General features: G+C 71.5%; 15 protein-coding genes. 6 read left to right on the top strand and 9 right to left on the bottom strand.

Annotated features, from left to right (window positions below; all coding sequences use genetic code 11):
* Positions 1–4 precede the first annotated feature (4 nt).
* Positions 5–2,887 carry an MFS transporter gene (locus F4554_RS13655; protein WP_179787731.1) on the bottom strand — a complete coding sequence of 961 codons (2,883 nt, stop codon included), beginning with the start codon at positions 2,885–2,887 and terminating at the stop codon, positions 5–7.
* A complete protein-coding gene (locus F4554_RS13650) occupies positions 2,884–3,474 on the bottom strand; it encodes a MarR family winged helix-turn-helix transcriptional regulator (RefSeq protein ID WP_179787730.1) in 591 nt (196 codons plus the stop codon). Before F4554_RS13650 ends, F4554_RS13655 begins: the two co-directional genes overlap by 4 nt.
* A 185-nt stretch (positions 3,475–3,659) precedes the next feature.
* Here F4554_RS13650 and F4554_RS13645 point away from each other — a divergent pair, with 185 nt between their 5' ends.
* Positions 3,660–4,121 (top strand): ASCH domain-containing protein, encoded by a 462-nt coding sequence (locus tag F4554_RS13645; RefSeq protein WP_337796021.1) that lies wholly within the window; start codon positions 3,660–3,662, stop codon positions 4,119–4,121.
* A gap of 120 nt (positions 4,122–4,241) precedes the next feature.
* Here the strand turns inward: F4554_RS13645 and F4554_RS13640 are convergent, their stop codons facing one another.
* The 4 genes from F4554_RS13640 to F4554_RS33595 form a co-directional block, all read right to left on the bottom strand.
* Positions 4,242–4,676 carry a MarR family transcriptional regulator gene (locus F4554_RS13640; RefSeq protein ID WP_179787729.1) on the bottom strand — a complete coding sequence of 145 codons (435 nt, stop codon included), beginning with the start codon at positions 4,674–4,676 and terminating at the stop codon, positions 4,242–4,244.
* A gap of 86 nt (positions 4,677–4,762) precedes the next feature.
* A complete protein-coding gene (locus F4554_RS13635) occupies positions 4,763–4,969 on the bottom strand; it encodes a hypothetical protein (protein WP_179787728.1) in 207 nt (68 codons plus the stop codon).
* Between the two features lie 135 nt (positions 4,970–5,104).
* On the bottom strand, positions 5,105–6,925 hold the full coding sequence (locus F4554_RS33600) for an ATP-binding cassette domain-containing protein (protein WP_179787727.1): 1,821 nt from the start codon (positions 6,923–6,925) through the stop codon (positions 5,105–5,107).
* A gap of 5 nt (positions 6,926–6,930) precedes the next feature.
* Positions 6,931–8,856, bottom strand: coding sequence for an ATP-binding cassette domain-containing protein (locus tag F4554_RS33595; protein WP_179787726.1), 1,926 nt, complete (start codon positions 8,854–8,856; stop codon positions 6,931–6,933).
* A 31-nt stretch (positions 8,857–8,887) separates the two neighbouring features.
* Here F4554_RS33595 and F4554_RS33055 point away from each other — a divergent pair, with 31 nt between their 5' ends.
* Together F4554_RS33055 and F4554_RS13615 are read left to right on the top strand one after the other, a co-directional pair.
* Positions 8,888–9,175, top strand: coding sequence for a DUF3099 domain-containing protein (locus F4554_RS33055; protein WP_179787725.1), 288 nt, complete (start codon positions 8,888–8,890; stop codon positions 9,173–9,175).
* 12 nt (positions 9,176–9,187) lie between these two features.
* The gene (locus F4554_RS13615; protein WP_179787724.1) at positions 9,188–9,970 is read left to right on the top strand and encodes a 2-phosphosulfolactate phosphatase; all 783 of its coding nucleotides are present in this window, start codon (positions 9,188–9,190) and stop codon (positions 9,968–9,970) included.
* A 17-nt stretch (positions 9,971–9,987) separates the two neighbouring features.
* On the opposite strand, the gene hrpA is transcribed toward F4554_RS13615, so the two are convergent.
* Complete coding sequence (hrpA, locus tag F4554_RS13610) at positions 9,988–14,070, bottom strand: ATP-dependent RNA helicase HrpA (RefSeq protein WP_179787723.1); 4,083 nt, start codon at positions 14,068–14,070, stop codon at positions 9,988–9,990.
* Positions 14,071–14,202: 132 nt separating this feature from the next.
* On the opposite strand from hrpA, the gene F4554_RS13605 reads away from it, so the two are divergent.
* Positions 14,203–14,724 carry a DinB family protein gene (locus F4554_RS13605; RefSeq protein WP_179787722.1) on the top strand — a complete coding sequence of 174 codons (522 nt, stop codon included), beginning with the start codon at positions 14,203–14,205 and terminating at the stop codon, positions 14,722–14,724.
* A 17-nt stretch (positions 14,725–14,741) separates the two neighbouring features.
* Here F4554_RS13605 and F4554_RS13600 read toward each other — a convergent pair whose 3' ends face one another.
* Positions 14,742–17,495 (bottom strand): glycoside hydrolase family 2 protein, encoded by a 2,754-nt coding sequence (locus F4554_RS13600; protein ID WP_179787721.1) that lies wholly within the window; start codon positions 17,493–17,495, stop codon positions 14,742–14,744.
* Entirely contained in the window at positions 17,465–19,630 is a 2,166-nt protein-coding gene (locus F4554_RS13595; RefSeq protein WP_179787720.1) for an MGH1-like glycoside hydrolase domain-containing protein, read from the bottom strand. The genes F4554_RS13600 and F4554_RS13595 overlap by 31 nt, the downstream gene beginning before the upstream one ends.
* Before the next feature lie 277 nt (positions 19,631–19,907).
* On the opposite strand from F4554_RS13595, the gene F4554_RS13590 reads away from it, so the two are divergent.
* Positions 19,908–20,957 (top strand): substrate-binding domain-containing protein, encoded by a 1,050-nt coding sequence (locus F4554_RS13590; RefSeq protein ID WP_202889279.1) that lies wholly within the window; start codon positions 19,908–19,910, stop codon positions 20,955–20,957.
* A gap of 102 nt (positions 20,958–21,059) precedes the next feature.
* A complete protein-coding gene (locus tag F4554_RS13585) occupies positions 21,060–22,949 on the top strand; it encodes a glycoside hydrolase family 127 protein (RefSeq protein WP_179787719.1) in 1,890 nt (629 codons plus the stop codon).
* Positions 22,950–22,966: the final 17 nt, after the last annotated feature.

The raw sequence follows: 22,966 nt of genomic DNA, 5'->3' as shown, positions 1-22,966 counted from the left end.
CTCCTCACACCTCCGGGTGGCCCAGCTCGACGTCGTGGGCGCTGACGTCGCCACCGCCGAGCCGCACCGAGCTGGTCACCGCCGGGTAGCCGGTGGCCACGACGGTGTAGTCGCCGGCCGCGAGGTCGTCGAGAGCGTAGCCGCCGTCGTCGCCGGTGAAGACGGTGCGTACGACGTCGCCGTTCGCGTCGATCAGCGTGACCCGTGCGTCGCGCAGCGTCCGGCCGTGCCGGTCGCGGGCGATCCCCCGCAGGGCTGCCTTGGCGACGAGTTCGACGTCGCGCCGGGTCTCACCGAGCTCGGCCACGCTGACCGGCAACGCCACCGGCTGGAACCCCTCGGCCCGTACCGCCAGCGTGTACGCCGCGGCACCCACGTCGTCGAACCGGAAACCGCCGTCGGCTCCGGCGATGCGGGAGGCGACCACCTCACCGCGAGCGTCGGTGAGCACCGCGACCGCCTGGGCGACCGGAAGCCCGGACTCGGCCGAGCGCACCTCGCCGACGAGCCCGCTGACACCGGAGAGCTCGACGTCGACGGTGACCGGCGTCTCGCCGACGGAGACCGTCGAGGCGCGCGGTTCGCTGGCCGGTGCCGACGCGATCAGGACGTAGGTTCCTCCCGGGTCGGCGGCGAGCTGGTAGCGGCCGTCGGAACCGCTGGCCGTACGCCCGACCTGGTGGCCGCCGAGGTTGATCAGCGTCAGGGCCGCGTTGGCGACGGGGGTTCCGTCCGAACGCCGGACGACACCCACGACCGCGGCGGACTGTCCGGCGGGGCGGCCTCCGAAGCCGCCGAAGTCACCGCCACCGGAACCGCCGTTGCCGAAGCCACCGCCGCCGAACCCGTTGTCACCGCCGGGGCTGTTGTCGCCGCCGGGGCCGTTGTCGCCGCCGGGGCCGTACCCGGCCTCGCCCTCGCCGGTCCCCTCGGGCGAGCGGGCCAGGTGAGCGGGCGGAAAGACGCCGGGACGTACGGACGAACCGGGGCGGCCGTTCTCGGGACGGCCGTTCTCGGGACGGCCGTTGTCCAGCCGGTGCGAGCCGTTGGCCTGCCATTCCCTGCCCGGGCCACCCACGCCGACAAGAGATTCCAGATCCCGCTGCGAGACGGTCTTGCCGCCCGCACCGTCGGCGTCCATGCCGGCCCAGTCGGCGGCGTCGGCCGCGAGCCGGGAGCCGGCGGAGGCCGGGTGGCCGTTGCCGTTCCGGATGCCGACCGGCTCCAGCCTCTCGCCCGCCGACACCGGCACGGGCACCTGGTCGGACTCGTCGGGCTGCCCGCCGAGCGTGGCCTCAGCACCCTGGACGCCCTGCGCGGCGAGCCGCTCGGCCTCGAGGGTCTGCTGGATGCCGCTCTTCGTACCGAGCGGGATCTCCTTGATGCACAGGATCGCGATCAGCGCGATCACCGCGATCGGTGCGGCGACCATGAAGATGTCGGCGACGCCCTGGCCGTACGCCTTCTCCACCAGCTCGCGCACCGGCGGCGGCAGCTTCGCCACCTCCGGCACCGCGTCACCGCCGGGAGCCGCCTTGATGCCGAGCCGCGCCAGGCCGGAGGCGATGTCGGTGGTCACCTGGTGGGCGAGGACGGCGCCGAGCGCGGCGACGCCGATCGCGCCGCCCATGCTCCGGAAGAACGCCACGCCCGCACTGGCCGCGCCCATCTCCCTGATGGAGATGGTGTTCTGCACGGCGAGCACGAGGTTCTGCATCACCATGCCGACGCCGAGACCGAGGAGCAGCAGCGAGACACCGATCCGGGCGAAGCTGGTGTGGTAGTCGATCGTGCCCATCGCCACCGAACCGGCGATCAGCAGCACGCCACCGAGCACCATCCAGCGCTTCCACCGGCCGGTACGGGTGATGATCTGACCGATCACGGTGCCGGCGACGAGGCTGCCGACCGCCATCGGGATGCTGATCAGACCGGCGACCGTGGGCGACTTGCCCCGGGCGATCTGCATGTACTGGCTGAGGAACACCGAGGTGCCGAACATCGTCACACCGACCGCGACACTGGCGATCACCGCGAACACGAACGTGCGGTTACGGAAGAGCCACAGCGGCAGGATGGGTTCCTTCGCGCGGTGCTCGGCCACGATGGCGAGGATCAGGACCACGACGGCCCCGCCCACCATGACCGCGGTGGTCCTGGAGGCCCAGTCGAACTGGTTGCCGGCCAGCGTGACCCAGATCAGCAGGGTCGCCACGCCGGCGCTGAGCAGGACCGCGCCCACGTAGTCGATGCTCACCTCGCGGCGGATGCGCGGCAGGTGCAGCGTCTTCTGCAGGACGGCGATGGCGATCACGGCGAACGGCACACCCACGTAGAAGGTCGAGCGCCAGCCCAGCGGGGAGTCGGTGAGCACACCACCGATGAGCGGGCCGGCGACGGTGCCCACGGCCATGGTCGCGCCGAGGAAGCCCATGTAGCGGCCGCGGTCGCGGGGGCTGATGATGTCGGCGAGGATGACCTGCGACAACGCGGTGAGGCCGCCGGCACCCAGGCCCTGCAGGACCCGCAGGCCGATCAGCTCGCCGACGTTCTGGGACAGGCCTGCCAGCGCGGAGCCGACGACGAACACGACCAGCGCGATCTGCACCAGAAGCTTGCGGCTGAACAGGTCCGCGAGCTTGCCCCAGATAGGCGTACTGATCGTCATCGCCAGCAGGGACGCGGTGACGACCCAGGTGAACGCGGACTGGCTGCCGCCGAGCTCGCTGACGATGCGCGGCAGCGCCGTGGACACCACGGTCGAGGACAGGATCGTGACGAGCATGCCGAGTAGGAGGCCGGACAACGCCTCCAGAACCTGCCGGTGCGTCATCCCCTCGGACGCGGGGGCTGCCGGAGCAGCTGCCGGAGCGGTCTGGGTCGTCATGAGAGAGCTTCAACTCCTGTGCGGTGCTGCTGGTGGTTCGGGTGATCGGGCCCGACGCGGACTTCGGTGTCCGTGCCGGATGCCTGGCCGGAGCGGGCCCTGGAGTGGTTCGGGCCTGGGGGCTGAACCTGGGCGTCGGGCGGGGCCTCCGGCCGGCTCAGGCCGAGGTCGCTCCGCAGCCGGCGCAGCTGCGAGGTCAGGGTGTCGACGTCCGCGCCCTGCCACCGGTGCAGTGCGGACTCGAAGTGGTCGACCACGTCCGAACGAACGGACTCCAGCTCGTGCCGCCCCGCCTCGGTGACGAAGACCAGGTGCGCCCTGCCGTCCGCGGGATCCGCCCGGCGGCCGACGTACCCGTGAGCCTCCAACTGGGCGAGCTGCCTGCTGGCGACCGACACGTCGACCATCAGCGTCTCGGCAAGTTGGCTCACCCTCGCGTCACCGGATGCCGCCAGCGTGGCCAGCACGCTGAGCGCGCCGAAGTGGCAGCTCTTGCTCGCCGCCAGCCGCGAGATGTCCTTGCGGATGAGTACCACGTCGTGGATCGCCCGGATGAGTTCCTCGAGCTGGGTGCGGGTCACATCCATGTTCACCCCCATCGTTGCCCCGGGCAACTATATGCCTATTAGCTGCCCTAAGCAACCATCTTGGGGTGACTCGTTGTTAACCCACCGAGCCGGGCCGACCGGGGCCAGGCGCACCGGGTAAGGCCGGGTCGTTGCACGGCCGGGCGGCTGTCGGTCCGGACGCCGGCGTCGTAGGGTTCCTTCACGTGACGACCGACCAGGCCGCGCCCCACGAACCCGTGGACCCCTCCGGACTGCCCCGGGCGCTCTTCGCCTTCCCCGGGCCGCTGCGCGACCGACTGGTCGCGGCGATCCTGGACGGCACGAAGACCACGACCACCAGCCTGCTCGTGGAGTACGCACGAGCCCGCGAGCCGCTACCCGCGGTCGGCGACCGGTCGGCCGTGATCGACTCCGCGGACCAACCGGTGGCGGTGATCGAGACGACCGACGTCCAGGTGGTTCCGCTGGAGGCCGTCGACGAGGAGCACGCAGCCGGCGAGGGTGAGGGTCACGCCACCGTCGAGGCGTGGCGGGCCGACCACGAGGAGTTCTGGCACAGCGCGGAGGCCCGTGAGGCACTCGGTGACCCGGACTTCACCGTGAGCGACTCCACTCCCGTGGTGCTCGAACGGTTCCGGCTGGCGGCCGACCTTCGGTCCCGGTGACGCCGGTGGCGTGGCCGCCGGCGGGTCGAAGCTGACCCGTCAACGGGCAGTTGCCTACTGTCAATCTTTACTTACTCGGCGCAAGGTCAGCTTGCGGCGAGCCAGTGCAGGTACGCAGGCTCAGACCTGTTGGTCGTTGAACCGGTGCAGCAGCCGGCCGAGTGTCTCCAGGTCCTCGCTCTGCCAGGAGTCCAGGGACGCGCGCAACCGTGCCCTGCGGGCTTCCTGGGCCTCGAGCAGCCGCGCCGAGCCCTCGTCGGTGAGCCGTAACGTCACCGCCCGGCGGTCGCCGGGATCCTCGACGCGTTCGACGAAGCCCAGGCGCTCCAGCAGTCCGACCTGACGGCTGATGGTGGGCTTGCCGACGCCGAAGTAGGCGGCGATGTCGGTCGTTCGGGCGCCGCCGGTCTGCTGGAGGTTGAACAGGATGCCGTACGCCGCGGCACCGAGGTCGGGATGCAGCTCACGGGCGATGGTGCCCGAGGTCGACCGGGCGCGGCGCAGCAACACCGCGAGCTCGCGTTCGACAGCCTCGACCGGATCGTCGGTCCTCACCCATGTCCTCCCGGCGCAGTGGACAATGCGCCCACGCGACCGCGGGACGTACTGGCGACCACCGTAGCGGGCGGGTGCGTGAACGCTCAGCGAAAGTGCTGCGGGCAGTAGAACGAGTCGGAGTCGTGATCCCAGACCCAGCCCTTGTGGTCGGTGAGGTACATCCGCACCTGGCGGGACGACCCGACCCACAGCCCGTGGTCGTCCGGCCGGAACACCATGCTGGTCTGGCACTCGTCGCAGGTCACCATCGTGTGGTAACCGGCTTGCTCGTCGCCGCGAATTCGAATCATCGCCGGAAGATACTACTCATACCCTCCCGAATCGGAACCGCCGCCACCGCTTTGGTCTGTCCGAGCACTGCTACCCCCTGTGCAGGCCCCCGTTGGGGCCACCGTTCGGGCCACCGTGGGGCGGCCGTCGAGCGGTCAGCGGTAGCGGCCCGCCTGCATCTCGAACATCGTGGCGTACCTCCCGCCGAGCGCCAGCAACTCGGCGTGGCCGCCCGCCTCCACCACCACGCCGTTCTCGAGGACGAGGATCTGGTCGGCCATCCGGACCGTGGAGAAGCGGTGGCTGACGAGTACTCCCGTCCGCCCGGCCAGCAGCGCACGGAAGGTGTCGAACAGGCGGCGCTCCGCGTCCACGTCGAGTGCGGCGGTCGGCTCGTCCAGCACCACCAGGGCCGCGTCTCGCAGCAGGCCGCGCGCTGTGGCGAGCTTCTGCCACTGACCGCCGGACAGGTCGACACCGCCGTCGAACCTCCGGGTGAGTGGCGTGTCGTAGCCGTCGGGCAGGGAGGAGACCACCGCGTCCGCACCGGCGGCTCGCGCGGCGTGGCGTACTCGCTCGGGCGTGGCCGTACCGTCGTCGGCTCCGACCGCGATGTTCTCACCGGCGGTGAGCGCGAAGCGGGCGAAGTCCTGGAAGACACCCCCGCTCACGGCGCGCAGGGCGGTGAGGTCGTACGCGGCCAGCGGGCGCCCGTCGAGTCGGACCTGCCCCGTGGTCGGGTCGTACATCCGGGTGAGCAGTTTGACCAACGTGGTCTTGCCCGCGCCGTTGTCGCCCACCACCGCGGTCACCGTGCCGGCAGGCAGGACGGCGTTGACACCGCGCAGGACCGGCCTGCTCCCGGCAGGGTCGTTCGGATACGCGAACGCCACGTCGGCGAACTCCACGCCCTGCCGGATTCTGGCCGGCGCCGGCAGAGCGGCACCGGCCGGTGGCAGGGCGACTCCCGGTGACGCGCCGTCGGTGAAGGCGAACAACTGCCGCAGGTGGAGCCCCACCTCGAACATCAGGCCGAGCGACACCGACAGGCCGAACAGTCCAGCCTCCAGTTGCACGACCGCGTTGACGTACACCGCCACGGCGCCGACGGTGAGCAGGCCCGCGCCGGCCTGGTACGCGACGTACCAGAACCCGCCGCCCAACGTGACCGCGGGCAGGAGACCGCACACCGCCGAGACGAGCAGGGAGCGAAGCCGCAGGGCGCGCACCTCCGCGTACGCCCGGGCGAACAAGCGCTGGTAGCGGTCGAGGAACCAGCCGCCGAGCCCGAAGACCCGGACCTCCTTGGCGCCGTCGGCCGACGTGGTGAGACGGACGCAGTAGTCCATCTCGCGCGCCGGACGGGACTGGTCGGCCATCGTCTCGAACTGTCGCCGGTGCATTCGCCGGTACGCCACCAGGTGGGGCACGACTGTCACCGCCAGCGCCGCGGCGACCCACGGCGACAGACCGGCGACGAGTAGGAGCAGGCCGAGCACCGTCACGCACTGGCCGGCGGCCTGCTGGGTGAAGACCGCGAACCGTGACACCCATCCGGCCGAGGAGACGGCCTGCTGAGCCTCGTCGTGGAAGGCCGGTCGTTCGAGCCGGGTGAGATCGGCCAGCCGGCCACCCGCGTCGAGAACGTTCCGGTCCACCGCCCCGACAGCGTGGGCGTCCAGTGAGGAGTCCAGGGACTGGCGTACCGGCATCAGCAGCGCGGGCAACACGAGCGTCAGCGCATAGCCGACGGCCAGCAGCGCGACAGTGCCTGCCCGGCCGCCGTCCACGTCACCACGGCCCAACCGGTCGACGACCTGGCCGAGCAGCCAGGGCTGCAGGACGGGCAGCAGGCTGGTCGCACCGAGCAGGACCAGGGTGACGACGGCCAGCGACGGACGATGGGCGAAGACCAGCCGTGCCCCGCGTACGTAGAGAAGGACGGTGGACCGGGCATTCCGCGTCGACCTCGGCACGGTACTCACCGTCGTTCCCCGCTCGGGATGTCGAGGTCGGCGGCGCCTCCGCCGGAGTCTTCGAGGTCGTCGAGGTACTGCGCCGCCTGGGTGCGGTACATCCGTGCGTACTCCCCCTCGGCGGCCATCAGTTCCTCGTGCGTGCCGTCCTCGGCCACACGTCCCGCTCGCAGCACCACGATCCGGTCGGCCATCCGGACGGTGGAGAACCGGTGACTGACCAGCACCGCGGTCCGCCCCTTCGTCAACTGGGCGAAGCGCTGGAAGATGTCGTACTCGGTACGCGTGTCCAGCGAAGCGGTCGGTTCGTCGAGTACGAGCACCTGGCAGTCGCGGGCGAACGCCCGGGCCAGCGCGAGCTTCTGCCACTCCCCGCCGGACAGCTCACGGCCGCCGAAACTCAAGCCCAGTTGGGTGTCCAGCCCGTCCGGCAGCCGATCGAGCAGGTCGGCAGCGCCCGCGCGTTCGGCCGCGGCCAGCAGGTGGGAGCGACGGTCCTCGCGCCGGTCGGGCGAGGCGACGTCGCCGAAGCCGATGTTGTCCCCGGCGGTGAACTCGTACCGCACGAAATCCTGGAACAACACGCCCAGCTCGCGGCGCAGGTCGGTCAGGTCGTAGTCGCGCAGGTCGCGCCCGTCCAGTAGAACGCGCCCGGCGATCGGGTCGTACAACCGCAACAACAGCTTGACGAGGGTCGTCTTGCCCGACCCGTTCGGTCCTACCAGCGCACAGCTTTCCCCTGGCCGCAGGTGCAGGGACAGCCCGTCGAGCACGGGCTCGTCCCGCCCCGGATAACCGAAGCGCACGTCCTCGAAGACGATTCCGGTCCGGATCGGCCGGGGCGCGGGCAACGGGTCAGGTGATTCGGGCAGGTCCGGTGGCGCGTTCAGCACCCGGTCCAGGCTGGGCAGGAACGCGAACACCATCGGCAGGAAGCCGATGTGGAAACCCAGCGAGGCGACCGTGGACAGTACGGCGGCCGACGTCCCGCCGTAGAGCACGAGGTCGCCGACGCTGCCCCGGCCGGTCGCGACCTGCCAGGTGGCGTAGCCGAACACTCCGCCGACGGCGGCCGCGGCGAGGCCGGCACTCGCGCACATCGGCAGGGTGAGCCGCCATCGCAGCCGGTTCAGCTCGGCGACCGACGACGCGAAAGCATCGTCGTAGCGGCGCCGGAAGAACGCTCCCAACCCGAACAACCGCACGTCGGCGGCGCCGTCCGTGCCCACCATGACGTCTCTGCTGTAGGTGAGGGTCCGGGCCTGCGGGGTCAGCAGGTAGAGCTTGCTTCCCATGGTCGTCTGGAAGTCGAACTGCCGTGCCAGCAAAGGAAGGCACGCGGCGGCCAGCAGGAAGGGTACGAGCGGGCTGAGCCGGATCAGCGGCACGCAGAGGGCCATGAGGGAGACGGCCATCAGCACCGCGCGGGTGCCGTAGGCCATCAGGTCCAGGCCGGAGCGGGCCGCCTGGTTGCTCACGCGTTCCAGGTCGTCGGCGAAGGTCGGATCCTCGAACCTCGCCAGACCCTGCCAGCGGTTGGCGGCCCGGACGAGTTCACCGGTGACGAAGCCGACCAGTCGGTCGCCGACCAGACTCTGGCAGGTCCTGGAGAAGGGTTCGAGCAGCGTGCCCAGTCCCAACGTCGCCGCCATCGCCGCGATCCAGCCGACCAGTGGCACCTCACTCTGCGCCGCCGCGAGGTGTGCGGCCGGCGTGTGCCGCGCGACGGCGTTCACGACCTCGCGGGCAAGGACGAGTTGCAGAGGCGTCAGGGCGGCCTGTGCGCACAACAGCACCGCCACGCCAACCAGTGCCTTCGGGCTTGCCCGCCAGGCCAGGCCGACCGCGAGCCGGCCGAGCCGGAGGTCGTCCGCGAGCCGCCGGCGCAGGCTGACGGTCTTCTCGTCTTCTGACGTACGGTCAGCGCCCACGATCCCCCTGTTCCGAGCAAACCGGGCCAGTATGTGCCGCGGATCAGTCGCTGGGAACGCTTCCGCGGCGCATCCGGCCGATGGTGGGCGAGTGTGCGCAGGACGGTTCCGAACGGCTGCTCGCGTGTGCCATGCTGGATGCACGATGGGACGCAGAAAGACCTACCTTCTCCTGATGGGCACCTGCGTCGGACTGTTCGTTCTCGCCTGGGTCGTCGTCCGGCACTTCTCGCTCGTGGCGGCGGTCGTGATGTCCGTCGTGGCCGCGCTGATGCCCCCGCTGGCCGCGATCATCGCCAACTCCCGCCGCGAACCGTAGGAATCACCCGTCGTGCACGGTGAACGCTGGTGGGCGCAGGAGCCGTCCGGCGTACGCCTGGAGTGGGGCCCGACCGGCGCGGAGCGACTGACGGGCGAGCGCTCCGGCTGGCTGGTGGTGGTCGACGTGCTGTCCTTCACCACGGCGGTGGACGTCGCCACCGCACGCGGAACGCGGGTGCTTCCGTACCCGTGGCGCGACGACACGGCCGCCACCTTCGCCGCCCGGCACCAGGCCGCGCCGGCCGTCGGGCGGCGGCAGGTCACCGCCGACGCACCGTGGTCGCTGTCACCGGCGGCCCTGCGGGACGCACCGTTCGTGCCCCGGCTGGTGCTCCCCTCCCCCAACGGCTCCTCGATCGCGGCCGCGGCGACCGCCCGAGGCTCACGGGTGGTCGCGGCCTGTCTGCGCAACGCGGGAGCGGTCGCGCGGTGGCTGGCAGGTCAGGGCGCGGGCACCCCGAACCAGCCGGTGCTGTTGGTGCCTGCCGGTGAACGCTGGCCGGACGCGAGCCTGCGTCCCGCCCTGGAGGACCTGCTCGGCGCCGGGGCGGTCGCCGCGGCACTGGCCAACCTCGGCGCCGGGCCGCTGTCACCGGAGGCGAACGCCGCGAGGGCGAGTTACCTGGCCATGGACCCGGTCGCCGCGCTCGCCGAGTGCTCGTCCGGACGGGAACTCCGCGCGGGCGGCTTCGCCGGCGACGTCGCCGTGGCCGCCGAGGTGGACGTGAGTACGAGCGTCCCGTTGCTCGCCGACGGAGCCTTCACCGACGCCGCGGCCAACCTGAGCAGCTGAGCCTGAGCCGGTGAACCTCAGCCGGTGAGCCGGTCGATCGCCTTCAGGATGCGCTTGTCGGAGATCGGTCCGGGTGTCCCCAGGACCTGCGCGAAGTAGCTGACCCGAAGCTCCTCGATCATCCAGCGGATCTCCCGCAGCCCCTCCTCCGCCTCCGCGCTGAGCGAGCCGGACACCCGGGCGTCGCGGGAGAGCCGGGCACGGGCCTGCTCGTACGCCTCCTGCACCTGCTGCACCGACCGCATGCGCTCGGCGTCGCGATGGGTCTCGGCGCCCACCTTGTCCAGCCGGCGGTCGATCGCCCGCAGGTAGCGCACCACGTCGGGCAGCCGGCGCCAGCCGGTCTCGGTGACGAAACCCGGGAACACCAGCCCTGCCAACTGCGCCTTGACATCGGTCATGGCCGGCAGCAGCAGCGGGTTGGACGTACGCCGGAGCCGGGTGTCGAGTTCGTGCGCGACGGCCAGGATGTCGGCCACCCTGGCAACGGTGTCGGCCACCGTGTCGTGCAGGTCGGCGCGTACGGCGTCCCTCAGCCGGTCGAACCCCGCGCGGTCGCGGACCGGGCCGCCGTTGTCCGCCATCAGCTTGTCCACCGCACAGGCCAGGCAGTCGTCGAAGAGCGCGGCGGCGCTGCCGTGCGGACTGTGGCTCAGTGCGAGTTTCGTCTGGTAGGACTGGCGATCCAGGACGTACTTCACCGGCGACGGCAGGTTGAGCAGCAGCAGCCGGCGGGTGCCCGCCCACATCGCCCGCCGGGCGTCGGCCTCGGACTCGAACAACCGGATCGCGGCCGAGTCGCCGGCGTCGGCCAGAGCGGGGTAGGCCCGCACCGACAGGCCGGCCCGCTGCTTGGCGAACTCCGCCGGCACCTCCTCGAAGTCCCAGCTGCGGAGGTTCGCGCGTTCGACCCCGCTGGCCGCCTTGGCCAGGGTGACCTTCAGCTCACCGCGCAGTTTCTCCTTCAGGGCGGCGAGGTCCCTGCCCTCACCGAGGGTTCGTCCCCGGCCGTCGAGCACCCGGAACGTCGGCTTGAGGTGGTCCGGCACCCGGTCGAGGTCCCAGGACTCCCTGGGTACGAGGATGCCGGTGAACTGCCGCAGCGCCGCCTCCAGGCTGTCAAGGAACGGTTGACGGTGGGGCTGCATGCGTTCCAGCGCCGCCCGGGCGAAGTCCGGTGCGGGGACGAGCGTGCGCCGCAACGGCTTCGGCAGCGACCGGATCAGCGCGGTGACGAGCTCCTGCCGCAGGCCGGGGATCTGCCAGTCGAAGGTGTCCGAGCGCAGCTGGTTCAGGATCGGCAGCGGGATGTGCACGGTCACGCCGTCGGCGTCGGCGCCGGGCTCGAACTGGTAGGTGAGCCGCAGCTTCGCGCCCGGCACCTCCCAGAAGTCCGGATAGTCGGTCTCGTCGACCTGCTCGGCCGACTCGTTCACCAGCATGTCGATGGAGAAGGTGAGCAGGTCCGGCTCGCGCCGGCGGGTCTTCTTCCACCAGGAGTCGAAGTGCGCTCCGGACACCACGTCCTTGCCGACGCGTTCGTCGTAGAAGTCGAACAGCGCGTCGTCGTCGACGAGGATGTCGCGCCGCCGGGCACGGTCCTCGAGGTCCTCGACCTCGTCCAGCAGGGCGCGGTTGGCGTGGAAGAACTCGTGCCGGGTCTCCCAGTCGCCCTCCACCAGGCCGTGCCGGATGAAGAGTTCGCGGGACAGCTCGGCGTCGATCCGGCCGTAGTTGACGACCCGCTGCGCCACCAGCGGCACGCCGTACAACGTGACACGTTCGTACGCCAGCACCGCGGCCTGCTTCTTGGACCAGTGCGGCTCGCTGTAGTTGCGCTTGACCAGGTGCCCGGCCAGCTCCTCCACCCAGCCGGGCTCGATCCTGGCCACGATCCGCGCCCACAGCCGGGAGGTCTCCACGAGCTCGGCGGCCATCACCCACTGGGGCGGGTTCTTGAACAGCGCGGAGCCGGGGAAGACCGCGAACCGGGCACCCCGGGCGCCGAGGTAGTCGTTGGCCGAGCGGCGGCCGGACCCACGGGCGTTCTCCTCCGACTTCTTCTCGCTGTCCTTCAGGCCGATGTGGGACAACAGCCCGGCCAGCAGGGACTGGTGGATGCGGTCGGAGTCCAGGTTCTCCGCGCGCTTGCCGACGGTCATGCCGAGCGACTTGGCCACCTGGCGCAGCTGGCTCTCGACGTCCTGCCACTCCCGCACCCGCAGGTAGTTGAGGAACTCGTTGCGGCACAGCCGGCGGAACTGGTTGGAGGACAGGGCGCGCTGCTGTTCGCGCAGGTGGTCCCAGAGGTTGAGGTAGGTGAGGAAGTCGGAGGTCTTGTCCACGAACCGCGCGTGCTGCTGGGTGGCCGCCTCCTCCTTGCCCGTCGGGCGTTCGCGCGGGTCCTGGATGGACAGCGCGGCGGCGATCACCATCACCTCGCGCAGGCAGCCGTTGCGCTCGGCCTCGACCACCATGCGCGCCAGCCGCGGGTCGACCGGCAGCTGCGAGAGCGTACGTCCGACCGGGGTCAGGCGGTTGCCGCCGTCGCCGCGCTCACCGCGTCCACGGGACCTGCGGCCACCCTTGCCCGGCCTGCCCGGGCCGGCGTCCTCGACCGGCCTGGCGGCCCCGCCCTGCTCGGCGTCCTCGGCCGGCCCGGTCGCCAGCGCACCGAGCTCCTCCAGCAGCTGCACGCCGGCCTTGACGTTGCGGCTGTCCGGCGGGTCGATGAACGGGAACGCCGCCAGGTCGCCCAGCCCCGCCGCCGTCATCGCCAGGATGACCGACGCGAGGTTGGTCCGCAGGATCTCCGGGTCGGTGAACTCCGGCCGGGCGAGGAAGTCGTCCTCGGCGTACAACCGGATGCAGATGCCGTCGGACGTACGCCCGCAGCGGCCCTTGCGCTGGTTGGCCGACGCCTGCGAGATCGCCTCGATCGGCAGCCGCTGCACCTTCAGCCGCTGGCTGTAGCGGGAGATGCGGGCGGTGCCGGGGTCGATGACGTACCTGATCCCCGGCACGGTGAGCGAGGTCTCCGCGACGTTGGTGGCGAGTACGATCCGCCGCCCGCTGTGCCGCTGGAAGACCCGGTGCTGCTCGGCCGCCGACAGCCGGGCGTACAGCGGCGCGATCTCGGTCCGCGGGAGGTTCTGCTTCTCCAGCGCGTCGGCGGTGTCCCGGATCTCCCGCTCGCCGCTGAGGAACACCAGGATGTCGCCGTCGCCCTCCGCGGACAGCTCGTCCACCGCGTCCAGGATCGCCTGGGTCTGGTCCCGGTCGCGGTCCTCGGCGTCCTCGACGATCGGGCGGTAGCGCACCTCCACCGGGTAGGTCCGGCCGGACACCTCCACGATCGGGGCGTCGCCGAAGTGCCGGGAGAAGCGTTCGGGGTCGATCGTCGCCGAGGTGATGATCACCTTCAGGTCCGGCCGGCGCGGCAGCAGCTGTTTGACGTAGCCAAGGATGAAGTCGATGTTGAGGCTGCGCTCGTGCGCCTCGTCGATGATCAGGGTGTCGTACTGCCGCAGCATCCGGTCGGACTGGATCTCGGCCAGCAGGATGCCGTCGGTCATCACCTTGACCAGGGTGTTGTCGCCCACCTTGTCGGTGAACCGCACCTTCCAGCCGACCGTCTCACCCAGCGGGGTGTCCAGCTCCTCCGCGATCCGCTCGGCCACCGTCCGCGCCGCCAGCCGCCGGGGCTGGGTGTGCCCGACCAGTCCGCTGACCCCGCGGCCGAGCTCCAGGCACATCTTGGGCAGCTGGGTCGTCTTGCCGGAACCGGTCTCGCCGGCGACGATCACCACCTGGTGGTCGCGGATCGCGGCGAGGATGTCGTCCCTGCGCTGGCTGACCGGCAGCTCGTCGGGGTACCTGACGGTCGGTACGCCGGCCCGCCGCGCGGCCAGGCGCTGCTCGGCGGCGTCGATGTCGGCGGCGATCTGGTCGAGGACCTCGCCGGAAACCTGCTGGTCGGCGCGGCCGCGCCGGTTGCGTACGCCGTCGATGCGGCGCTGCAGCCGGCGCCGGTCGAGGTGCATCAACTCCGGGAGGCGGGCCTGCAGCTGGGCGAGCGATGATCGCGACGGCGTGTCCATACGGTGGTCAAGGATAGGCAACGCCGCCAACTACGACACCTCGTTATCCCGGGGCTGCCCCGAGGGCTCCCTCCGCCGAGCCCGTACGGGCCCCGGTGGCACTCGGCGAGATCACCAGTACGCTCGGCCGCCATGACCAATCCCCCTGCTCGAATCAGGCCCCCGCACGTCGCCGACGAGCGCACCCAGCTGATGGGGTGGTACGACCTCCAGCGCGCGATCGTCCACTACAAGTGCGAGGGCCTGAGTCACGACGACCTGCACCGGTCGGTGCTGCCGGACTCGCCCCTGATGACGGTGGCCGGCGTCCTGTCCCACCTGCGCTGGACCGAGCAGCTGTGGTTCGAGGTGATCTTCGCCGGTGGACCGGCCGACGGGCCGCAGTTCATCGAGGACCCCGAGGACGCGGACATGATCGTCGACCAGGCCGTGCCGCTCGACCAGCTGCTGGCGGAGTACGACCGGCAGTGCACGGCGTCGAACGACATCATCGCCGCGCACTCCCTCGACGACGTGGGCACCAACCCCGACTTCGACGCCGCCCGGGCGAGCCTGCGGTGGATGGTGCTCCACATGCTCGAGGAGACCGCCCGCCACGTCGGTCACCTGGACACCATCCGCGAGCTGCTGGACGGTGAGAAGGGCTACTACTAAGGCGCCGGTGCTGACCGTCAGGCCGACCGGAGGTGCCGCACCCACCGGCTGAGCAGGTACGCCGCACCGGTGTTGCGGGCCAGGCCGCGTGGTTGGTCCCCGGCCGAACCTTCGAACCGCAGGGTCGACACGATCAGCCGGCCGTCGCCCCAGCGGACTTCGGCGGCGTAGTCGTGCACCTCGGCCGTACGCGCGTCCACCCGGCGCAGGATCGGGCTGACCTCCACGTCCCAGGCCAGCGCGAGGTCGGTGGCGCAGCCGGCGAACTGCAGCGACACCCAGCCCTGGTGTGGGAAGTCGCCCCAGGCCGGGTGGGGCTCGGGCACCTTCACCGCCTCCCGCCAGAACGGCAAGGAGACCGTTCGGAACGGGCCGCCGGTCGCGGCGTCGACCAGCAGCACCGCCCGGCCGCCGGAGCGCACGTGGTCGTCGAGTTCGCCGCTCCAGCGAGTGGCGACCACCACCGCCGTGGGTGACAGGGCCGCGACGTTCGTGCCCACCTCCGGCGCCGGCTTCGGCAGGTCGGCCAGCCGTCCGCCCGGGTCGGCCAGCGTGAGCAGGCCGGCGTCGTCGAAGGGCCGCGCCGGGAAGAACCACAGCGGCCAGGAGTTGGCGGTCTCCTCGGCCGTGCCCTCCGCACCCGCGCCGATGCGGCCCACCCGGGTCCGGTTGCACAGGACCGCCTGGCGCGGGCGGTCCACCGCCGGCGCGGTGAACTCCGCGACGGCGAGCTCGCCCACAGTGCCGGGTGATCGAACGCCCGCCGACGCGTACGTGCCCTGCGCGAACGGTGCTTCGCCCTCGAAGGCGACCGACCACTCCCCCGTCACCGTGGCATGCTCGCGACCGTGGTGGGCGAGCACGAGGTGTGCCCGGACCGACGCACCCTCGGGGTGGCACCACGGGTCGCCGTACGCCGGCCGGTCACCGCCGGCCAGCCAGGTCCGCCGCCGGTCCCAGCCGAGCCCCACGACGAGGTTGTCGTTGAAGCCGCGGAACTCCTCCGGGTCCACCTTCAGCTCACCGAGGTCGTCCCACAGCCCGGCGGTGCTGATCGGGGTGTCGCGTTCCCCGGTGATGACGTAGCCCGACGTGTCGGCCCGCAGCCGCACGGTCTCCAGGGTCACCTTGCGGTGCAGCAGGGCCTGCTTGCGGGAGATCTCCTCGAGCTGGTTTCCCCTGTCCCAGAAGCCGTTCGCACGCAGCCTGGCCTCGTGCAGGTGGGAGTCGTACTGCCAGCGGGCGCCCTGCGGGTTGACCGCCGGGTCGTCGCTGGTCCACCACGGTCGCGGGCCGGCCGCGTCGATCCGGCGCAGGTCGCGGAAGGTGTCCAGGTCGCAGAACTCCCCGAACAGCCAGGGCTTCGGCTCCCGCCACCCGGGCGCGAAGTGTTCCAGCGTCTCCCGGAAGTGCTGGAGCTCGCAGTAGAGGTGATGGTCGTAGAAGTCGGCGTACTCGGTGAGCAGACCGCCGTACGCCTCACCGGAACCGCTGTTGTCGCGGACGAGTGCGTCACCGACCAGGGCCTTCACCTTCGCGTAGAGCGGCCCGAGAACGTCGTCGCCGACCACCGCGCTCAGTTCGCAGCCGAGCGTGTAGAGCACGACGGAAGGATGCGTCCGCGCCGCCCGGACGAGGCGTTCGGCCTCGGTGTCGAGCTGGCCGCGGAAGTGCTCGGTGGGGTGCGGCAGCCACATCGGGAGCTCGACCCACACCAGCATGCCGAGTTCGTCGGCCAGGTCGAAGTAGTAGTCGGGCGGAAACCACAGGCAGAGCTTGACGCCGTTGAATCCCAGCCGGCGCAGCTCCAGCAGGTCCGCGCGGACGCGGTCGGGCCCGGGGTTGGCGTACAGCACGTCGGGATACCAGCCCCAGGAAAGGATCATCCGCGGATACATCGGTGCGCCGTTGAGCAGCAGGCGGGCACCGTCGGCGGAGACCGTCCGCAGCCCGGCCCGGACGGTCCGCTCGTCCGAAGGCGCGTCGCCGAACCCGTCGTCGGTGAGGAGCCGCACCCGCACGGTGTAAAGGTCGGGTTGCTCCGGCGACCACGGCCGGGGATCCGGCAGCCGGACGTCGAACCGCACGGCGGGTGTTGCGTCGCCGTCGGCAGAGCCATCGGCCCCGAGTACGTCCTCGGCCACCACGGCACCGTCCGGATCGGTCACTGTCAACGCGACCTTGCCCCCAGGCCTCTCACCGGACAGCGAAGCCTGCACCGACAGCGCACCGTCGGGTGTGCCCAACGCGTGCACGTCGTCGAACACCACCGGCCCCGTCACCACCAGGGAAACGTCCTGCCAGATGCCGCCGTGGACATGGCCCCAGACGTACGGCAGGAAGCCGGCCAGCGTCTCCCGGGTGGGATAGCTGCCGGGTACTGGTGGCGCGTCCGGCCCACCAGTCAGGCTGGCGGGCTTCTCCGCCCGGACCCGCAGCGTGCACCTCGCGCCGGTTCGTACCGCCCGCACCTCGGTAGTGACCTCCACGTCGAAGGCGTCCCACATGCCGACGTGCTCACCCACCGGCTGCTCGTCGACATACACCGTGCAGGCGTAGCTCACGGCACCGAACCGCAGCCAGAGCCGCTCCCCGGGCGCGAGGTCGGGAACCACGAAGCTCGTGCGGTAGTCGACCGGCCCCGGGTCGTCCTTGGCGATGCCGGTGTCCTCCCAGCATCCCGGCACCCGCACCGGGTGCCAGTCGGTCGTGCCGACCCGGCGTACCTGCCAGCCGTCGCTCAGCCGCTGGTGAGTTCGAGCCAGTTCCATCGGGCCTCCTCGCCCCACGTGAGCTTCGCCAACCGGTCGTTGACAGTGACCTCGACGCCGTCCGCCGTCGGCTCGAGCCGAACCCGCACGAGGCTGTCCCGCACGGTCAGCTCCACGCGGTAGGCGCGGCCCGGCACGCGCAGGTCGGCCGGGAGGTTGGGGCGCACCCGCAACCCGTCGGCCTCCGGACGCAGGCCGGCGAGCGTGCCCAGCAGCAGGTGCGTGGTGAACGCGCCCCAGCCGTACCCCTCGCCGCCGCACCGGCCCGACAACGGCCAGTACTCACAGGCCACGCCCGGCAGCGTGCGGCCCGGCTCGTGCCGGCGCGCGTCCCAGAACCCGTACGCCCGGTCCACCACTCTCCCGGCCACCCGGGCCGCGGTGTCGTACTCCCCCGCCGCCTCGGCCGCGTCGACCGCGGTCCAGGCGAACATCGGCCACACGGTGGTGTCCGGGTCGGCGGCGCGCACGGTCCCGCGCAGGGTCTCGACCTGATCCGCGCCGGACTGGCCGAGCGCCAGCGGAGCCAGCAGCATCACGTCGTCGACCTCGGTCGACTGCCCGGTGCGGGCGTCGACGTCGGCGTACCGCTCGCCGGTCCACATCCTTGCGGTGCGGTCGGAGAACTCCGCGGCGAGGTCCCGCCACCGCCGCACGTCCTCGTCCCGGCCGAGCACGCCGGCCAGGTCCGCCATCGTCGCGGCGGCGTCGGCGAACGTCGCCTGCAGGTCCACCGGACGGACGGACCAGGTGGGATGCCCGCCGCCGAGCGGCTGGTCGCCGAACCGCGGCGACAGGTCCTGGCCGGACTCCCAGCTGCAGGCGTGCACCAGCCAGCCGTCGGCGTCCCGGCGGTGGGCGAGCCACCAGTCGAGGTAGGACGCCATCGGCGGGTAGATCCGCGCCAGCCAGGCGTCGTCGGGGTGGGCCGCGAACAGGTGCCTGACGACCGGCCACGGGTATCCCCACTGCGGTCCGGTGCCGCACACCGTCCCGTCCGCGGACACCATGTTGTACGTGCCGTCCTCCCGCGAGCACGGCACGTTGGGCAGGGGCGCGTCCGCGAACACGCCGAGCAGCAGCTCCTGGGCCAGTCTCGGATCGGCGTACGACAACAGCAGCGCGTCGATCGCCGCCTCGCCCAGCACCACTCGCGGTGCCTGGATCTGCATGCCGTCCCACACGTGGTGATAGATCCCGACCGGCGGTTTCACCATCATCCGCAGGGTTTCCAGGTCGTAGACCAGGCCCCGCCGCCAGTGGGCCGGCCAGTCACCGGTCAACCGCGGCGCCCGCGACCAGAACGCGTCGTCGGAGCGAACCCGGGTGGCCCGCACCCGCGAGGCGGACTCTCGCGCCTCGGCCAACCGGGTGATGGCCTCGTCCGCGGTACGGCCGCGGGAAAGCAGCACGAGGAGATCGTGCCGTCCCTTCGCCGGAACGCTGACGACCGCCGACAGCGTGACCTCGCGCCCCGGCTCGCCCAGCACCGTCACCGGCGCCGCAAGCGTGCCTTGTGCGCCGCCGGCGGTCCACCGGTCCGCCTCGGCACTGTCCGCGGTCACTCCGGCGACGAGTTCGAGCACGTCCTCGGTGGTCTCACCGTCGGTGCTCCCCATCGGCACGACCGTCAGCGCGAACGCCTCGCCGTCCTCGAATCCCTGCAGAACAACGACATTCGCGGCAGTCCCGTCCCGGCGGCCCACCAGACCCGACTCGCCCCAGCCGTGGTCCGCGCCGACCAGCCGGGTGTAGTCGACCCGGACGGTGGTGTGCCGCTGCGCGGTCGCGCCGACGAACGCCGCGACCACGTCCGAGCCCACCACCACGAAGTCGGCCTCGCAGCGGGCCGGTCCGCGCTCGGCGACGAACCGCACCAGGTCCTTGGAGTGGTACGGCGAGCGCACCTCGTCGAAGTCGGCCATCGCCAGCGCGCCGTCCACCCCGACGCGGACGCTGGTGCGGTAGGTCTCGCGGCGGCCGCCGTAGGACGTCGCCAGCGCCGGGAAGTGCCAGCCGAAGCCGACGTCGCGCGAACGCAGCACACCCTTCGGGGTCAGCCGCCGGGTGTGCTCGGGAACGTCGAGATAGCCGTACGGCGTGTAGTCGTCGACCGGGAACGACACCTGGGTCATCGCCACCTCATCCCTTCACACCGGACAGGGCGATCCCCGCCACGAAGTAGCGCCGCGCGAACATGTGGACGACGAGCGACGCTAGACCTCGCGCCGAACACACGTCAACGGTTCAACATCCGAGAAACCTGTTTCTCTGAGATGGCGCAACTGAGTGGCCACACTGCGCCACACTCCACTTCCAGCCACCTGACGCCTTGCCAGTATGGCTTTCCGGCAGGCATGCTCTGAGCACACCTTTGACTAACCGTTTTTCCATTCGCGAGCCGGAGGAGCCGTGGCCCCGACCATCCGCGACATCGCCCGCGTCGCCGGCGTCTCCGTCGCCACGGCGTCCAAGGGCCTCAACGGCAAGGGCCGAATGCGCCCGGAGACCCGGGAACGCATCGTCCAGACGGCCCGCGACCTGGGCTTCCGGCCCAACCGCAACGCCCGCTCGCTCACCAGCGGCCGTACCTACACGGTCGGGTTGCTCACCCGCAACGGTTACGGCCGGTTCACACCTGCCCTGCTCGGCGGAGTCGAGGACGCACTGTCCGCGGACACCTGCAGCCTGCTGCTGTGCGACGCCCGCCGGGACGCCGTACGCGAACGCCACTACATCGACGCGCTCGCCGCCCGGCGCGTGGACGGGCTGATCGTGACCGGCCGGGAGACCGACCCGGCACCGCGGGTGGGGCGTGACCTGCCGTTCCCGGTCGTCTACGCCTACACCGTGTCCGCGGATCCGGCCGACACCAGCGTCACGGTCGACGACGAGCACGGCGGGCGGCTCGCCGTCCGGCAACTGGCGCGGTACGGCTGCCGGCGGATCGCGCACCTGACCGGGCCGCCGTCCTACGCCGCGGTCCGCGACCGCGTCACCGGCGCCCGGGCCGCACTGGCGGAGGAGAGCCTGGACCTGCCCGACTCGCGCGTGGTCTACGGGCCGTTCAGCGAGGAGATGGGGTTCACCCACGTACGCCGGTTACTTGAACGGGACCCCGAGATCGACGGGATCTTCTGCGGCAACGACCAGATCGCCCGCGGCGCCGCCGACGGCCTCGCGGCCATCGGCCGCCGCGTGCCCGACGACGTGGCCCTGGTCGGCTTCGACAACTGGACCCTGCTCGCGGCCTCGACCAGGCCGGCGGTCGCGTCGGTCGACATGAACCTCTACCGGCTCGGCCGGGTCGTCGGGGAGACGCTGCTGGCGTCGATCGACGGCACGGTGACTCCGGGGATCAGCCGGCTTCCGTGCTCGATCGCCGTCCGCGCGTCCTGCCCCGCGCCCACCGGCGACGACCCGGTGTGGACGAGCGACGCCCCGCTGGTGCCCGATGCCTGATTCCAGTGCGACGAGCGACGCCCCGCTGGTGCCCGACGCCTGAGACACCCTCCCCACCACACTTCACGCACACCCGATACAGCCGAACGACGGAGTACTCCGATGACCGCCGAGACACCCAGCCCGCACGCCCCAGTCGTCGACACGACCCGCAGCCCGCACGCCCGGCTTCGCCCGGTCGGTGTGGGCGACGTCGAGGTGCGCGACGCCTTCTGGCAACCCCGCCTTGACAGGAACCGCGAGCAGACGATCCCGGCACAGCACGAGCAGTGCGAGACGACCGGTGCACTGACGAACTTCCGCCGGGCGGCCGGAGACGCGCCGGGTGAGCCCTTCCACGGCATGTACTACTCCGACTCCGACGTCTACAAGTGGGCCGAGGCGGCCTCGTGGAGCCTGGCCTCGACCGACGACCGCGCGGTGGCCGAGCGGCTGGCCGAGGTGATCGCACTGTTCGAGGGCGCCCAGGACGACGACGGCTACCTGAACACCTACTTCTCGGTGGACCGGGTGGCCGAACGCTGGACGGATCTCGTCGTACGCCACGAGATGTACTGCGTCGGGCACCTCACCCAGGCCGCCGTCGCGCACTTCCGGGCCACCGGCAGCCGGGCCCTGCTCGACGTGGCCGAACGCGCCTGCGGTCACATCGAGGCGAGGTTCACACCTGGGAACGTTCCCGGCACGTGCGGGCACCCGTGCCTGGAGATGGCGCTGGTCGAGCTGTACCGCGCCACCGGCGACGAGCGGTGGCTGCGGCTCGCGGTCTGGCAGCTGGACTCCCGCGGTGTGGGCGTTCTCAACGGCAGCGAGTATCTCCTCGACCACGCACGCCTGCGGGACCAGTCGTTCGTCACCGGGCACGCGGTCCGCGCGCTCTATCTCTACGCCGCGGCCGCCGACGTCGTACTCGAGACCGGCGACGAGGAGCTGACGGCGGTCGTGGACCGGCTGTGGGCCGACCTGTCCCGGCACAAGACGGCCGTCACCGGAGGTGTCGGCGCACGCTGGGACGGCGAGGCGTTCGGTGACGCGTACGAGCTTCCGGACCGCGCGTACAACGAGACCTGTGCGGCGATCGCGCACATCTTCCTGGCCTGGCGGCTGCTGCTGCGCACCGGCGACGGCGCCTACCGCGACGCGGTGGAGACCGCTCTCTACAACGGCGTGCTGCCCGGCCTCTCCCAGTCGGGCCGGGAGTTCTTCTACCAGAACCCGCTCGCCGACGAGGGCCGGCACCGCCGCTCGCCGTGGTTCACGTGTGCCTGCTGCCCACCGAACATCGCCCGGCTGCTCGCCTCGCTGCCGGGCTACGTCTACACCACCTCCGACGAAGGCCTGTGGGTTCAGCTGTACGTCGGGAACTCGGCCCGGGTGACCCTGCCCGGCGGCGGCTCGGTCGGTGTGGAGCTCACCGGCGGGCTGCCCTGGGAGGGCACTGTCCAGCTGCGGTTGACACCGGCGGAGCCGCGGGAGTTCAGCGTGTTCCTGCCGGTGCCCGGGCGGGCCGGCGAGGTGACCGTCCGGGTGGGCGAGGAGGTCGTCACCCCCGAACACCGTTCCGGCTACCTCGTGCTCACCCGCACCTGGCAGCCCGGTGACGAGGTACGGCTGGACTTCGCCATGCCCGTACGACTGGTCGGCACGCACCCGCGGGTGGCGGCCGGGCACCAGCGGGTGGCCCTCACCAGGGGTCCGCTCGTCTACTGCGTCGAGCAGACCGACCACGCCGACGTCGCGGTCGCCGACCTGCGGGTAAGGGGCGAGGAGACCTGGCGGCCGGAGTTCGCCGCCGACCTGCTCGGCGGGGTGGTCACGCTGCACAGCACCGCCACCGCGCTGAAGGTGGACGAGGACGAGCCGTTGCACCGGCCGTACGTCCCTGCCGGCCGGCTGCCGAGCCGGGCCGCCGACGTCACCGCGGTGCCCTACTACGCATGGGCCAACCGGGAGGCCGGGCCGATGCGGGTCTTCCTGCCGTTGCTCCCCTGAGCCCCGGAGTCCCAGCG

The sequence above is a fragment of the Actinopolymorpha rutila genome (assembly GCF_013407855.1).
In the GTDB taxonomy this organism is placed as follows: Bacteria; Actinomycetota; Actinomycetes; order Propionibacteriales; family Actinopolymorphaceae; genus Actinopolymorpha; species Actinopolymorpha rutila.
This window is presented reverse-complemented; position numbering and strand designations above follow the sequence as displayed.

Excerpts from the sequence above, each read along its gene's own strand:
- F4554_RS13655 (WP_179787731.1), bottom strand. The coding sequence starts at position 2,887 with ATGACGACCCAGACCGCTCCGGCAGCTGCTCCGGCAGCCCCCGCGTCC.
- F4554_RS13650 (WP_179787730.1), bottom strand. The coding sequence starts at position 3,474 with ATGGATGTGACCCGCACCCAGCTCGAGGAACTCATCCGGGCGATCCAC.
- F4554_RS13635 (WP_179787728.1), bottom strand. The coding sequence starts at position 4,969 with ATGATTCGAATTCGCGGCGACGAGCAAGCCGGTTACCACACGATGGTG.
- F4554_RS33055 (WP_179787725.1), top strand. The coding sequence starts at position 8,888 with ATGTGCCGCGGATCAGTCGCTGGGAACGCTTCCGCGGCGCATCCGGCC.
- hrpA (WP_179787723.1), bottom strand. The coding sequence starts at position 14,070 with ATGGACACGCCGTCGCGATCATCGCTCGCCCAGCTGCAGGCCCGCCTC.
- F4554_RS13605 (WP_179787722.1), top strand. The coding sequence starts at position 14,203 with ATGACCAATCCCCCTGCTCGAATCAGGCCCCCGCACGTCGCCGACGAG.
- F4554_RS13600 (WP_179787721.1), bottom strand. The coding sequence starts at position 17,495 with ATGGAACTGGCTCGAACTCACCAGCGGCTGAGCGACGGCTGGCAGGTA.
- F4554_RS13595 (WP_179787720.1), bottom strand. The coding sequence starts at position 19,630 with ATGACCCAGGTGTCGTTCCCGGTCGACGACTACACGCCGTACGGCTAT.
- F4554_RS13585 (WP_179787719.1), top strand. The coding sequence starts at position 21,060 with ATGACCGCCGAGACACCCAGCCCGCACGCCCCAGTCGTCGACACGACC.